Genomic DNA, 14308 nt, shown 5'->3' on the forward strand with positions numbered 1-14308 from the left:
CTACACGTTGGTTTTAGTGTTTAAGGTGGTATGCGGCGGCTTTTGTATTGCGTTGCTCACCCCTTAACAGGGCGTTATGTTGTCAAAGATTAAGTATGAAGATTTTAATATTATTTATAGCGGCATTATTGTCTGGCTGTGCTGGTTTAATTGAAAGTGCTAGTTCCCCAAATTATCGAGAACACAAAGCTCGGGACAGTGTATCGCCTAGGAATCATAAAGGTTCAAGGAAAAACAAATTAGTCGGTACTGTTGTACTCACGTTTAATATTAATAGTCAGGGTGATGTGATTGACATAATAGTTACTGATTCTGTACCTAAAGGAGTATTCGATGCTGAAGCTGTGCGAATATTATCAAAACGGAAGTATGCGCCTTCCGAAAAAGGGGAAACTGGCCCTAAAAAAGCTAAGTTCGAGTTTAAAATTTGACACATAACAAACTGCTTAAGAGGGATTCGCAACGCGTGGCATTTTTGCTATGCGTTGATTTTAGTGCTTAAGGTGGTATGCGGCGGCTTTTGTATTGCGTTGCTCACCCCTTAGCAGGGCGTTATGTGCAACGAGGTTAAATGCACCTTGAGTATGTAGTAATATTAGTTTTGTGGCGTACTCTGGGAAAGAAATAATGAAGTGTGGTATTAAGTTTGAGCTTTTAGTTCAATCTCTTTACGAAGAAATGTTACTAGAGGATGAGCAAAAAATCGACATCAGGCACAATCAGAAAGTGCAAGGAGCCTCTGGTCAGAAGCATCAAATTGATTTGCTCTGGCACACGACTGTTGCTGGGGTGAAGCAAATAGTTTTAGTTGAATGCAAAGATTATAAATCTAAGGTTTCCATTTCCAAAATTCGTGATTTCTATGGTGTAGTTCAGGACGTTCCCGGTAGCATAGGTGTTTTTGTCTGTTCAAGTTCATATCAAAAAGGGGCTATAACGTATGCTGAATCTAAAGGGATTCAACTTTTTTCTGTTGAATCAATCATAGAATCACAACGTTGCTATACATCTATCCTTACAGATTTTAAATTCTATCACGTCAGTACACCGGTTATAGAGCCTTTGGTTGATATCGAGTGGTTCAGAAAAAATTATGACCAAACGGTTCTTTCTATCTTTGAACACGCTAATAGTGTTCGAGTTATCGACTCAAAACACCAATTAATAGCAACAAGCGAAGATATTGTTAAAAATATAGATCGTTCTAAACCTGATGGTAACTATGAACAGTATGTCGAATATAAAGATGCATACATCCAAATATCTGGAGGAGAATGTCCCTTAATAAAAATCAAGGGTGTGACAATAAAGTACTCGCTTTATACAACGCGACACGCAGATGAAATACGGTTGCTAGCTAGGTATATCGTAAAAAATGTCATCAGTGAGGCTGAGCGCTATTTAGGCAAAATCGTACAACGAACGTAGCACATAACAAAGCGTTTAAGACGGATTCACAACGCTCGGCATTTTTGGTTTGAATCAGCTTTAGTGTTTACGGCACAATAGTTTAGGTTGGGGGGCTGCGTTGTTCACCACTTAACGCAGCGTTATGCCTCCGAGTGCATCAGGAATAGATAGATGAAACAACATGAAATAGAACAAAAAACTTACATACTGCTCAATGGCATAGAAGTTAGCTCAGATATATTACTTTCCGATAGTATGAAGTTGATGCCCGCAGACACATCGCACCTTGATTTTAATACAGCGCTTTCAGCATGCTCGCAAGCGGATGACATAGCTGTTGTTGCAGCATTTATCCCTAGGATTACTGCTCAGCTTGAAATAAAAGCGGCTACACAAAAAGATCTAGCAATTAAAGCTTGGAACTCTTCGTGGGATATACTTCTACTTAGTGCTATCTTCAACTCTGAGATAGGGTTTAATCTTCAATCGAGTTCGGAAGCAAGTCTAATCTCTGAAAAAACTAATCTGCGTGCGACGAACCTATACTTTAAAGGTTTAACTCAAGCTTTACCGTATCAGTTGAGTGCCGAAGACACTGAATGGGTTATAAATCACTTTCATGACGCTCGATTACTATTGGATAATGATAAATTTCAAACGGCTGTACATTGTTTAGCATCTTATAGGTGGCACTCCATGCCAAGAATACAGATGGCTGTTCTATGGGCTGGTATTGAGGGGATGTTTGGGGCTACCTCTGAAATTAGGTTTCGAATTAGCCTTTATATAGCACGTTTTCTTCATCCTAATGATAGTGATTTACGAAAGGAAAAATTTGAACAGGTAAAAAAATTATATAATTCAAGGTCATCTGCAGTCCATGGCTCAAAGACTAAAGGCGATCTTGCACAATCTGTGGGTGTTTCAGCTGAGATTCTGCGAGATCTTATTCGTCAAACTGTATTACATAAAGCACTACCTAAAGAAAATGAGCTTGTGCCATAAATATTAGAGGCATAACAAAGCATTTAAGAGTGATTCTCAACGCTTGGCATTTTTCATTCCATCGTTGAGTATTGTGTTTACGGTGGCATGGTTAAGTTTTGTGGTCGCGTTGTTCACACCTTAATGCGGCGTTATGTGCTTTGGTGGAAATGAATATGGAAATCACAATCAGGCGTATTGAAACAGAAAGCATTGAGGGCAAAAGTATATTCGAGACTCTGTTCAAAGAGTATCTATCTGGATTCTCAGTTGAACTAGATCTCTCAGTAATTGCTCAGCTATTTGCGTTGCCTTATTTCCACGGATTTATCAGTTTTGTCGACAATAAGCCTGCTGGTTTTGCAGTTTGCTTTGAATCGTTCTCAACTTATCGTGCGCAAAGAGTGATGAATATCCATGATTTTATGGTGTCGGACAACTTTCGTGGTAAGGGTGTTGGCAAGGCGCAACTGAACGGTATCGAACAGTATTGTCGTGATAATGATTACCTCAAAATCACATTAGAGGTCGGTGATGATAATTTTGCAGCTAAAAAGCTCTACAGCTCATTGGACTACGAAGATTACAGAGTAGTTTTGAAAGGGCAGCAGCATTGGCAAAAGTACCTCAATTAGCACGCACATAACAAACTGTTCAAGAGGGATTCGCAACGCGTGGCATTTTCACTATGCGTTGGTTTTAGTGTTTAAGGTGGTATGCGGCGGCATCGGTATTGCGTTGCTCACCCCTTAACAGGGCGTTATGTGCTAGGAGTAAAAATGAGTATTCCAGAAAAATTATATAAATATGAATCTGTTAGTGTGCAGTCACTATTGAATCTAAAAACTCAAACGGTGTATTTCGCTCCTCCATCGGGTTTCAATGATCCCTATGATTGCGCTATTAAGGCTCAAGTTGAAGAGCCTTCGACAGAAGAGCTCGAACAGCTCAAAAGCATCTTTTTAACTAAGCCTTGGCCTGCCCATGTACTCGACAAACTTGCGTCGACACCAACAGAAGAGTTGCGCCCCATGTTAATGAGAGCAACGAGAGAAGCAAATGAACAAGTAATAGATAAGTTTATCGAAAACCGAGGTGTATCGTGTTTTTCTGAAGTAAATGATGAGTTGTTAATGTGGGCTCATTATTCCGATAAATATACTGGTTTTTGCCTTGAGTTTGCTACAGACAATGAATTGTTCTCAAAAGCCAATAAAGTTAAATATGTCGATGAACTTCCAAAGCTAAATGCGTTAAGTACTTATGGCATAAACGATCGCTCAGATGTACTTGAACTTTACTGTACGAAGTCAACATCTTGGAAGTATGAAAGAGAGTGGCGTTGTATTCATAACGAAGCTGGGACGGCATATACATACCCAAGAGAGGCACTGACAGGTGTTTACTTTGGCCCAAATATTAATCCAGATATGATCGAAATTATCTGTTTAATTTTACAAGGACAGAATCCAACGGTTAGATTTTGGCGAGGTAAACGCAGTGAAGTTAGCTTTAAAGTTGAGTTCGAGGAGTTTTTTTATACATCGTCACTGAAAGCTGAAGAGCTTGGGCTACGCACATAACAAACAATTTAAGAGGGATTCCCAACGCTTGGCATTTTTCATTCCATCGTTGGGTTATGTGATTACGGTGGTATGGTTGAATTTCGTGGTAGCGTTGCTCACCCCTTAATTGGGCGTTATACGATTTAATTTGAAGCATGAGAGATTCTTAGCAGAAATGGAAAAAATACCAGAATTAGATACTTCAAAACAGGATTGGGCTACAGAGTTTCTAGCGAATACTGACAGTGTCTCTACATTTATATTACCAGCATCAATCTCGGGAAAGTCTCTTTCGGAATATATCGCTGGTTTAAGTAATACAAATGGTGGATGTATTCTGGTTGGCGCATACTCTGAATTTGGTCTAGGCTCTGGGTTCCAAAACGTATCTCCGGAACTAATTAGAGATGCGGTCGAGCGCCTCACAAATGTCCCACACGACATCGAAGAGCATACTCCAAGATTCCAGACAGTTTACTTATTAAAAGTGTACCAATCTGAATCATTAGCCTTGTCTGATGGTAGAGCTTTCATTATCAAAGACGGTAAACCTATGTTAATGCCAGAAAAAACGTTGCTTAATCAACTTGGCTTAGGTGTCGATTCTGCATTAATCAATATGCTTTCTAACCAAATTACTAATCAGTCATTGAAACTAGATGAGCAATCTGAACACATTAGTATACTTACTCATGATCTTCGGGAGAAAGCAAAGCTAAAAAATCAGTTGTTAGGATTAACGGTTGGTGGGGTAATCGGTGCAATAATTGGTTGGGCGTTATCTATCGGGCTAGATAAATTGTTCGGCATATCATAGTGTTAGCTATTGGGTAAAATCGTATAACAAACTGTTTAAGAGTGATTCGCAACGCGTGGCATTTTCACTATGCGTTGTGTTTAGTGTTTAAGGTGGCATGCGGGAACTTCGGTATTGCGTTGCTCACACCTTAACAGGGCGTTAGGCTATTGAGGAGAATTTGAGCTTGAAAACAGTTTGCGTAGCTCTAAGTATGTTGCTTATTTCATCGCTTGTATATGCATCAGTCGTTCCTAGTTTTCAGGGGCATTATGAGCGGTATAACAATGATCAATTGGATACTGACACTGCCTTTATTGACTTAACTAAGGTGGGTTCGAACACATACGAACTATCTGGCACATCAGTTTGGGTAGGTGACTCTTCTTCTGGCCTTGTGAATTTTGGAGAAATCGACGGAGTTGTAACGTTAAAAGGTAATCAAATAGACTATGACGTTGACGGCTGTACTCTCCAAGTTTTGTTAGATCAAGATACCCTCGTAGTTAGCAAAGACAACGGTTGTGGCGGGTTAAATGTCACCTTCAATGGGACGTATGTGAGAATCTCAGAGGGTCAATAGCCTAACAAACTGTTCAAGAGGGATTCACGGTTTTACCATAAGATACTGTTTTATAGGTTCTTTTTTCTTTATGTCACCCCCTGGGGGAACATTGAGGGGAACAGCGGAAAATAACTCTTAATTGTGATTTAAATCACTATTTTTGCTTATTTTTGTTTCGGCTCTTCACCGAATAGCCTCTCAGAGCAAAATGTGCTCAAGAGGAGCAATTCAAGTTTGTGGAACTAGCTCAGGCTTCGAGATACTTTTTAAGATAGCGCCCAAGCTTTTTAAAGCGGTAGCTCTTGCCCCATTTCGTGCTGGCAACAAGTAAGAAACCATTACCAGTTGCTTTCCAACTCAAAGCAATTCTTTAGTTGTTGCGTCCGCTGTAACTGTGACAAGCTCTGCCCCGAAATGAGCTAGCTAGTTAACTGCCTTACGGCTATAGGTTAATTGAAACAACTTATTTAGAGTAGTGGGTAAATGTGCAAGCCACTAGCTTATAAGTCTTTGCCCCTTTTTGTCCTGGCAACTAGAAAGGTATCCTTCTCGGTTGCTTTCCAGCTCTAAGAAACACTTAGTAATTGCGTCCTCGGCCGCTGTAACGAGCCTATGCCCCAAAATGCGCTAGCTCCAGATCTATGACTAATCTCTCGCGCCAGTTCTTGACCTACTTTTCCTAATAGCAGATTATAAAACAAGTTGATCAAATGAAATTATACAGACAAAGTCATGGAACGAATTGAACCATTCAATGCACAAACTTTAGAGGCAGCTTGCCGAGTGCTTGCTGACACTGAAAGAGGCTTAACAGGAGCAGAGTTAGGATATTTAATTCAGGATTGCAAAATCCTTGATATCAGCCCAACGATGACCAAATGGAAGAGGTTGTTTAACGCTTTAGTTAGTGCTCAAAATACGTATCAAGTTGGTAACCATCTAATTATGTTTATTAATCGTGCATTGAATCCTGTTAACTATGCTCGTGATAAAGAAAAATTTGAATGGCGTCGGTCTGAGCTGAATGTGGTTCTGTCTTTCTCTGGTTTTCATGTCCGAGAGGATGGAAAAACTATCCGAACAGACAAAGAGACGACCCTTAAAGGAGCAAGAGAGAGAGCTGGAGCGCTAAGAGTAAAGCTTGAAGATAGAGGTGCTCACACTGAAGTGTTTAAGTATTGCCGTGCTGAATTACTCGATGAAAACTACTTTCATGCAGTTCTAGAAGCCATAAAAGGTATAGCGCAAAGAATTCGGGATATGTCCCTATTAACAACTGATGGTGCTGAACTCGTAAATACAGCATTTTCTGTTAAAAATCCTGTACTAAAAATCAACTCTTTAACTACAGAAACAGAAATAAGCGAACAGAAAGGCTTTAGCAATATGCTTGTTGGACTTTTTGGGGCAGTGCGCAACCCAGTTGCTCATGCACCCAAAATGTACTGGGTAATGAGCGAACAAGATGCCTTAGATGTTTTGTCTACCACATCATTCATACATAGGAAATTGGATATTGCTGTGAAAGTATAAATTCACTTTGGACTCATAGAACAAAAATCCCCCGCCCACTATTGATACATTATTCTCTAGCGCCTAAATTCCCTTTGTATAGGTTCTTGAGTGGAGAAAAAGCTCTAAGATCATGATATAGTGAATAAAAATATATTCGAGTGTATTATGACTGTACAAGCAATCAAAATTACTAATTTACTATCATTCGATGAACTGGTCGTCAATAACTTGAATGATATGAACTGTATTGTTGGTAGGAACAATGTAGGTAAATCTAATTTACTTAAAGTCTTAAAGTTTTTTTACAACAAATTAGAAGGAAAAGAAGAGTTGCCGCCCAAGCTCAACTCAAACTATTCATATAAAGGTTCGATATCAATAACCTTTGATATGACTAGAATCTTTAGAATCGCTAGGAAGCAACCAACCAACACGTATTTCGCATTCATCATTAGAAAACTCGTTCCATTGCATAAACGAAGTATGTTTACATTGATGCGATACGATAACGACCATACTACTTATACGTTAACGTTGAATATATATAACGATGGAAAGGTAAAGTGGTCAACAAATGATAAGCAGACGCTAAATCTGATTTTATACCTTTTCCCTTTTTTCCATATTGAACCTAGGCATATGGATCTACATGAATGGGATAGCTTATGGGATCTTATATCACGATTGAAGTCATTCAATCTGTCAAAAATAGATGATCAAACTATAATTGACTTTTTTGACAAGTCCATTAACGCTGATGGTGAAAGTTCATATAAAAACTATATATCCGAACTAAATAGCACGATTTCTACCAAACCGAGCACACAAAAAGAAAAATTATTAAGCTATATTAAGGCGGGCTTAAAAGGATATCGATTTGAGATAGATGAAAATGATCTTAAATATCACTCAGATGGTACAAATTCATTTCATTTCATTAAGACGTTTTTAAAAATATTAATTACAATTTCGCGAAGGGAGTATATAACACCGTTTGTATTTATTGACGAACCTGAGCTTGGGCTTCATCCAAAAATGAATGAGGTGTTAATTCACGATATCTATAACAGCTATAAGTACAATAACGGTCGTGATCATAAAGTAACAAGACCAAGAGTGTTTTTGACTACGCATTCACCAAATATTGTAAAAGAGATAATCAAGAAATTTCGTGATTATCAACGAGTATTTTGTTTTCAAAAGAGAAGTGACTCAACAACATCGATTCATACTCTAAATTCAACGTATGATAGTGAAAGCTTTATTAACACATTTAGCGATAATGAAGCTAGATTATTTTTTAGTGATTATATTCTATTTGTTGAGGGGGAAAGCGAATTAGAAGTATTTGGCAATATGAGGCTATCAGAGCACTTTCCACATCTAAGAAATATCGATATATATAAGAGTAGTAGTAATGTCATTGGGGAGAGAGTTAACCCTTCTTACTCTAACTCCGCGATCCCCTACATGTTTCTCTTTGATGCTGATAAGGCTATATCAGTTAAAGGTCAACCGAATAGTTTTGAATTGAAACTACAAAAAAACGGTAATTATTTTAACTTCTGGAAGAAGACTTTAGAGGCTGAGTTTAATAAATACAAACTCGGATTTAGTAAAAAACAAAAAGACAAAATGAAGAATGTTAAATATTTATTGTCGTGTGATAAAAAGAATCTTAAGGTTGATCCTACAAAACAAGATTTCTTAAAGGAAAGTGATTTTGATAAAATTTTTTCCGCCGTAAAAAAACGCTTATTGGAAAAAAATATCTACATTAATAGAACAACTTTGGAAGGATGTCTAATTCAGAAAAGCAGTGCTGAGGTTCTATATGGTTGGTTAGACAAAAAGTATGGCACTAATACTCAATCAATTATAATTAGGATTAATAATAGTAAGTTCATAACCGAAGATATGTTAATTGATTATATACGAGTTATTTTCAATGGAAAGTCTAAAGCTCTTACTGACTATAGTCACTTTAATGTTGAAGCGTACAAACAAACCATGCAAAAAGGTAATAAAGTAAACGGAAACCTAAGATACACATCTAGACACGCTAAATTGCTAATGGGTTTACTAGAGCAAGCCACTGTTAAAAATAAAGATCTCGAGAAAACAGACGGATGGACAACTAACTTTATTAACTATGCCGTTGAATATATAGAAACTCAATCTTTGCATAAGAATCAGACATTTGGAAGTACCTTCAAGGTTTACTTCCCTGAGCTTTATGATATTATTCGTATGCTTCAACCCGATAGTAGAGGGGAGATATGAGTTTTCACGAGTATCTGAGGGCTTGCCCCTCCCTCTCTTTGTTTCTGGGAGTTCGTCTTCCAGTAACTTTGAGTACAGTCCCAATAGTTACTAATCTGGTCGCGCTGATTAATGTGTCTGATAGTACACACCTACGGTGTAATAGTGTTCTTTTGTATCGGGTTGAAGCAATATAATGAATAAAAAAGTTAGTGATGAATTCTTTAATAACGCCATTCTAAAAGGTAATGTAGCACTATTAGATGATTTTTCTACCAGTGTCATTGAACGAAAGTCTGGGGCTGATATATTTTTCGAGATATTAAAAGATTCTGATCACAAAATCGTAAATGATAGAATTACAAGGTTTGTTCTATCCAAGATTCCTGTAAACTCTTCTGCTTGCGGTTTTGTCCCTGGTAAGTCTTATTATGACTTTCTAAGACCACACATCAGTGGTTATTACTTTTTAAGACTCGATATAAAGAAGTTTTTCCACTCCATATCTGTGTTGGAAGTTAAAAACCTCCTGAGTCAGTACTTCAGTGATGACAAAAAAGGTGCAAAATACTCGGCATTAGACATTGCTTATATGTCTATTACTCACAAAGTTAATAATAATTTCGACGATGATGACATAAAAGGAAAAGAAATACTTCCTATTGGCTTTTCATCTTCCCCTGTCGTTTCTAATATAATTTTTAGAAGAATCGATATTTTGATCCAGAAACTGTGTGAAGATAAAGGGATTGTATACAGTAGATATGCAGATGATATGCTTTTTTCATCGAGCAAGAGTCGATACCTCCATTCTGAGCAGTTTGAAAGAGACATCTCTATATTTGTCTCCACTCTTTCTCTTAAGTTAAAAAAAAGAAAAAGAAAGGCAGTAGAGAATACTATATCGCTTAATGGGTATGTAATTCAGAATACCAAGTTAAAGAAAAACCTGTTCTTTAATGTTTACAAACAAGATCCCATTGGTTCAATTAGACTCTCTAATAAAAAACTAAAACACTTAAAAAAACTATCTGCACTTTTAAGAAAAAATAGAGATTCTGTCTATATCATGGAGAGTATTTTTCAGTTGAACTATAACAAATTTAAAATAACATACGGCGAAAACATAAACTTCTACAACCAGTACTCTGATGACCAGTTACAAAATAAGATAAAAGGTTATCGGTCATATTTGGTTTCCTTGATTAAATACAATGAAAAATACGGATGTGTAGCCAATAACTGTATTGTCAAAGTAAAAGAGTTAGTTCGTGTTTTCGAGTCCAATATAAAATAGTTAAAGATAAAGGCGCTAGCTTAATAGCTAACGCCTGTTGCAGTCCTTGTAGTGGTTCCGTAACATTGAACATGAGTATAGATGTTATCCATATATTTTTTCATCCGAGTCGAATGCATATTGATCCTATTCGTAACACGAAAATGTCCAAAGGTGTACTAACGCAGCTCACAGAAAATACACCTTTGTTAAGAATTGAACTGTTAACACCTTACTTTAGGTATATCTAGCCAGTTGGTTGTATATTGCGGAGTAAGCATTTCTCTCCGCATGCTCCATTTCTGCTCTATGCCTTGGGAACCAACAAAAAGCGTATCAGTGCCATACCGATTATTAAGACTATCAAACACTTTCATTAACTTATCATTACTCGGAGTTTGATTTAACAGATCTAATTGTTCGTGCTGCCCATTAACTAGATCGATCAAACCGATGCCAATTTTGTAATAACGTACACCTGGTTTGAACAATTGTGTTGCTGCCTTCGTAGCAATTTTGACCAACTGCATTGAGTCAGCAGTTGGATATGCAAAATGATGAACTATACGGAAGCTCTGAGGTTTATCATCAAATGGGGAGTTGGAAGCAAAACAGAGCATAGCTTTACACAGCGACTTTTGATTTCGTGCTTTACGTGCTGCTATAGCGGCGTGTTTACTTAGTGCTTGCTTCAGTAGTTCAAGGTCGGTGATTCTTGTTCCAACACTACGAGTTGAGTAAATCTGCTTTTTATCAGCTCTAGCTGTGTCCCAGCCCTTGCAAGCGACACCATTTAATTCACGAACGGTTCTTTCAATTTCTACTGAAAATTCCCGACGTGCTTGTTCTGGGGCATACTGAGACAAATCATAAGCCGAGTTAATCCCCATATGTTTTAATCGTGTTGATATTTTTTTGCCCACTCCCCATACATCACCAACTTCTAGCTGCTTTAATATAGAGGTACGCTGATGTTCATTGTCGATAACGCAAACGCCCTTACAGCCTTGAATTTTTTTAGCTGCATGATTGGCAATTTTGGCGAGGGTTAGCGTTGTTCCCATACCTATACATACTGGTAATCGACACTCTTTCCAAACGGCTCGTCGGATTAAAGAGCCATGTTCTCGTAAGTCTTTAATGGCAGGAAAGCAGCGATGAAAGGAAAGAAATGATTCATCAATGGAGTATACATATTGCTCAGGCGCAAACCGCCCGATAACATCCATCATTTTGGACGACAAATCTGCGTAAAGTTCATAATTAGATGATAGAGCAATTACACCTTTCAACTCACACAATGCTTTGACTTCAAAGTAAGGTTTAAACTTTGCTATACCTGCTTCTTTAGCCTGACGATTAGCTGCAACGACACAGCCATCATTATTCGACAGAACGATTACGGGCTTACCTCTCCACTCGGGTCTAAAAACTTGTTCAGCACTACAATAAAAGGAATTAGCATCAACTAGGGCAAACATTATTTTCTACGAGATAAGAGTAAATAGCTTGGGCGGTGACAACGGATAGATCGAATCACTACACCTTCAATCGAAAATGTATCTTGAGCATGAATACAGATAGGCATCATTGCTTTATTTGCAGATAAGAGTGATCGACGTGTCATATCTAGCATTTTACAAACGAACTCACCATTATAATTGGCCACGATTACATCAAGGTTTTGGACGGCAACGTGACGATCTACAATCAACAAGTCACCATCAAAAATGCCAATCTCTTGCATAGATTCCCCCATTGCTTGTCCGATGAATGTAGCACTTGGATGCTCAACTAGCAGTTCATCAAGGCTCATTCCCAGTTGTCTGTATTCAGCAGCAGGGCTTTCAAAGCCTGTAATACCAGCGCTTGCTAAGATAGGGATAACTTTCATAATTAAGATAGCTGTACATATATACAGTTATTTTGGGGCTAAACAGTTTGATCGTCAAGGGCATTAGAGAGAAAATAACGCACTTATCCTACTAAGTGTTTAGGATGTATCGGGTCGGCAGTAGAGCTACCTATCGTGCATAATTCGCCAATTTCATATACATACACCGATAAAAATGCTTGAAAAGAGGGTAGGGTGTAAAGGGACTTTCTTTACGCTTCAGGTTAGTCGTCGATTGCTATTGTAGAGTTTTGATACTGAGAGTCTGGCTGAAGCATTTATGCCCCCATTCTTTGTTAATGCTATTACTCAGTAGCGAACCCTTCCATGAAAATGGTACTTGTATTCATCACAGAAGGGATGAAAGGGATCTCCCGCAAACGGTATTTTGGACGAGTCACTTTCGTGCGCATGGTTATGCAAATCAACAGAAAGGCATACCCAAAAATGGAACAACCTGTCTTTTGTCCTAACCTTAAATTTATATCTAACCACGATGGCGAATTGAAATGATTAAGCCGCTCACTACCAATTTCGTTGGGACTCTTGTTTTAGTCTATTTATCTGGCTGTAGTTACAATTCTTTTATAAATGATCAGGAAGACTATGTAGAGGAATTCGAAGACGCCTTATCTGTACTGTCAGGAGATGAAGCATTCGTAGCTAGAGCAAAAGACAATAGTGTTGTCATATTAGTTGACGAGTTTAATCATACGGAATATTTCATCGGCTTTTCGAAAGCCGACATTGTAAAGAGAAACTTAACGTGGTTTTCTGCTCGAGAGCGAATGGGGTCACTCTTCTACTATCAAGACCGTGATCGGCGAGTCAGTCCTACCATTGAGAAGTTGGAAACGGTGCTTAAGCACTTTGAAGAAGCTCAAAAAATTGCAAGAGTTGAAGAAGCACTCGCGTCCCTAGATGAAGAAATATCGGATACGCGAGTTAACGTTTTGCAAACCATGAAATTGGCTACCTATAATGCTGTTCTGCTAGAGGAGTTGGAGGCTCAGATAGATACGTTGACTTTGAAATTAAAAGGGCTGAATTCGATTATGGGTCGTGAGTCCGAGGCTATGCAATTATCTAACTCTAAGATAGAGAATCAACTCAAAACCATACAAGTTGAGTTGGCGAAAATTGATAAAGCTCTAAGTGAATTATGATGCGATTCCATTTTGTCTTTTTATTTGTCGTATTGGTACTGATGCCTGTTACAGCGCTACCTGATGTTGTTGAGAAGGAATGGCGAAAATATCAAAAAGATCTTCAGGATAACATAGCTCATCGACAAAAAATTTATAAAAATCTGTACCCAGAAACATGGAGCGATAAGTTGGCGAAGCTTGAACGTGCTCGAGATAAAGCGCTTGTCGAAATGTCTCGCTCTGCATCGGAGGCAATACTTAATCAACTAGGCTCTATGGAAGTAAATAAAAAAGCAGCACTCAAAGCAGTTGAAGCCGCTGCGTCATTTGCAGAAATGTCCAAACTGACAAACGAACTAATCAAGCATGCTAATAGCAATGGCAAGGATGCTAAACAAATTCAACGGGAGCAAACCACGAGGCAACTGATAAAAGAGCTAAATGCTGTGAATGCTATCGTTCGTGCAATTGCTCTTAGCAATCAGACTTATATTCAGTCTGCGACTGAGGCAAGTCAAAGTGCAGTGGAAGGCACTATAACCATCCAAACCCAAAGCGTTCAAAAGGTGAAGGAAATACAAGAGAAGAGGGAGAAAGCAAGAAAAGAAGCAGAAAAAGAGAAAGAAAGTGACTCAAAACTTGAAATTGATCGCACTGAAGGAAGACCTGAAAGGAAGGAATCACCGCCACCGCCGCCACCGCCACCGCCGCCACCGCCGCCGCCACCGCCGCCGCCGCCACCGCCGCCGCCACCGCCGCCGCCACCACCGCCGCCGCCATTAACGTAGTTTCGCTTGTGCTTCCCCACGCTATGCACAGTTCTAAGTCCATTCGAACTTGTCCTATATTTCTTAGGTTACGTGGTCTAACAAAGAAGGGAAGTATGTACCTCA

The 14308-nt window shown here is 38.6% G+C and carries 13 protein-coding genes; 11 read left to right on the plus strand and 2 right to left on the minus strand.

Annotated features, from left to right (window positions below; genetic code table 11):
- Nucleotides 1-95: 95 nt before the first annotated feature.
- The 9 genes from R8269_RS18755 to R8269_RS18800 all read left to right on the plus strand — a co-directional run bounded on the left by R8269_RS18755 (nt 96) and on the right by R8269_RS18800 (nt 10394).
- Nucleotides 96-431 (plus strand): TonB family protein, encoded by a 336-nt coding sequence (locus R8269_RS18755; protein WP_054577394.1) that lies wholly within the window; start codon nt 96-98, stop codon nt 429-431.
- Nucleotides 432-627: 196 nt separating this feature from the next.
- A complete protein-coding gene (locus R8269_RS18760; RefSeq protein ID WP_258644129.1) occupies nt 628-1428 on the plus strand; it encodes a restriction endonuclease in 801 nt (266 codons plus the stop codon).
- Nucleotides 1429-1581: 153 nt separating this feature from the next.
- Nucleotides 1582-2415: a HEPN domain-containing protein gene (locus R8269_RS18765; protein WP_054577361.1), complete on the plus strand. Its 834-nt coding sequence runs from the start codon at nt 1582-1584 to the stop codon at nt 2413-2415.
- A gap of 155 nt (nt 2416-2570) precedes the next feature.
- Nucleotides 2571-3029 (plus strand): GNAT family N-acetyltransferase, encoded by a 459-nt coding sequence (locus R8269_RS18770; protein ID WP_054577362.1) that lies wholly within the window; start codon nt 2571-2573, stop codon nt 3027-3029.
- Between the two features lie 144 nt (nt 3030-3173).
- Nucleotides 3174-3977 (plus strand): DUF2971 domain-containing protein, encoded by an 804-nt coding sequence (locus R8269_RS18780; protein ID WP_215810246.1) that lies wholly within the window; start codon nt 3174-3176, stop codon nt 3975-3977.
- 157 nt (nt 3978-4134) lie between these two features.
- Nucleotides 4135-4776: a hypothetical protein gene (locus R8269_RS18785; protein ID WP_017635391.1), complete on the plus strand. Its 642-nt coding sequence runs from the start codon at nt 4135-4137 to the stop codon at nt 4774-4776.
- Between the two features lie 1276 nt (nt 4777-6052).
- Nucleotides 6053-6853, plus strand: a complete 801-nt coding sequence (locus R8269_RS18790) for a TIGR02391 family protein (protein ID WP_318222612.1) — start codon at nt 6053-6055, stop codon at nt 6851-6853.
- A 147-nt stretch (nt 6854-7000) separates the two neighbouring features.
- Complete coding sequence (locus R8269_RS18795; protein ID WP_318222613.1) at nt 7001-9118, plus strand: retron Eco8 family effector endonuclease; 2118 nt, start codon at nt 7001-7003, stop codon at nt 9116-9118.
- 175 nt (nt 9119-9293) lie between these two features.
- Entirely contained in the window at nt 9294-10394 is a 1101-nt protein-coding gene (locus tag R8269_RS18800) for a reverse transcriptase domain-containing protein (protein ID WP_318222614.1), read from the plus strand.
- A gap of 203 nt (nt 10395-10597) precedes the next feature.
- Here the strand turns inward: R8269_RS18800 and R8269_RS18805 are convergent, their stop codons facing one another.
- Complete coding sequence (locus R8269_RS18805; protein ID WP_140162634.1) at nt 10598-11854, minus strand: Y-family DNA polymerase; 1257 nt, start codon at nt 11852-11854, stop codon at nt 10598-10600.
- The gene (locus R8269_RS18810; protein WP_318222615.1) at nt 11854-12267 is read right to left on the minus strand and encodes a S24 family peptidase; all 414 of its coding nucleotides are present in this window, start codon (nt 12265-12267) and stop codon (nt 11854-11856) included. Before R8269_RS18810 ends, R8269_RS18805 begins: the two co-directional genes overlap by 1 nt.
- 509 nt (nt 12268-12776) lie before the next feature.
- Between R8269_RS18810 and R8269_RS18815 the strand changes: the two genes are divergently transcribed.
- The gene (locus R8269_RS18815) at nt 12777-13433 is read left to right on the plus strand and encodes a hypothetical protein (protein ID WP_318222616.1); all 657 of its coding nucleotides are present in this window, start codon (nt 12777-12779) and stop codon (nt 13431-13433) included.
- Complete coding sequence (locus tag R8269_RS18820) at nt 13430-14203, plus strand: hypothetical protein (RefSeq protein WP_318222617.1); 774 nt, start codon at nt 13430-13432, stop codon at nt 14201-14203. Before R8269_RS18815 ends, R8269_RS18820 begins: the two co-directional genes overlap by 4 nt.
- Nucleotides 14204-14308: the final 105 nt, after the last annotated feature.

This window comes from Vibrio sp. Vb0667, from assembly GCF_033391095.1.

What these genes read in the sequence shown, in the direction of transcription:
- R8269_RS18755 (WP_054577394.1), top strand. Translation starts at nt 96, where the DNA reads ATGAAGATTTTAATATTATTTATAGCGGCATTATTGTCTGGCTGTGCT.
- R8269_RS18760 (WP_258644129.1), top strand. Translation starts at nt 628, where the DNA reads ATGAAGTGTGGTATTAAGTTTGAGCTTTTAGTTCAATCTCTTTACGAA.
- R8269_RS18765 (WP_054577361.1), top strand. Translation starts at nt 1,582, where the DNA reads ATGAAACAACATGAAATAGAACAAAAAACTTACATACTGCTCAATGGC.
- R8269_RS18770 (WP_054577362.1), top strand. Translation starts at nt 2,571, where the DNA reads ATGGAAATCACAATCAGGCGTATTGAAACAGAAAGCATTGAGGGCAAA.
- R8269_RS18780 (WP_215810246.1), top strand. Translation starts at nt 3,174, where the DNA reads ATGAGTATTCCAGAAAAATTATATAAATATGAATCTGTTAGTGTGCAG.
- R8269_RS18785 (WP_017635391.1), top strand. Translation starts at nt 4,135, where the DNA reads ATGGAAAAAATACCAGAATTAGATACTTCAAAACAGGATTGGGCTACA.
- R8269_RS18790 (WP_318222612.1), top strand. Translation starts at nt 6,053, where the DNA reads ATGGAACGAATTGAACCATTCAATGCACAAACTTTAGAGGCAGCTTGC.
- R8269_RS18795 (WP_318222613.1), top strand. Translation starts at nt 7,001, where the DNA reads ATGACTGTACAAGCAATCAAAATTACTAATTTACTATCATTCGATGAA.
- R8269_RS18800 (WP_318222614.1), top strand. Translation starts at nt 9,294, where the DNA reads ATGAATAAAAAAGTTAGTGATGAATTCTTTAATAACGCCATTCTAAAA.
- R8269_RS18805 (WP_140162634.1), bottom strand. Translation starts at nt 11,854, where the DNA reads ATGTTTGCCCTAGTTGATGCTAATTCCTTTTATTGTAGTGCTGAACAA.
- R8269_RS18810 (WP_318222615.1), bottom strand. Translation starts at nt 12,267, where the DNA reads ATGAAAGTTATCCCTATCTTAGCAAGCGCTGGTATTACAGGCTTTGAA.
- R8269_RS18815 (WP_318222616.1), top strand. Translation starts at nt 12,777, where the DNA reads ATGATTAAGCCGCTCACTACCAATTTCGTTGGGACTCTTGTTTTAGTC.
- R8269_RS18820 (WP_318222617.1), top strand. Translation starts at nt 13,430, where the DNA reads ATGATGCGATTCCATTTTGTCTTTTTATTTGTCGTATTGGTACTGATG.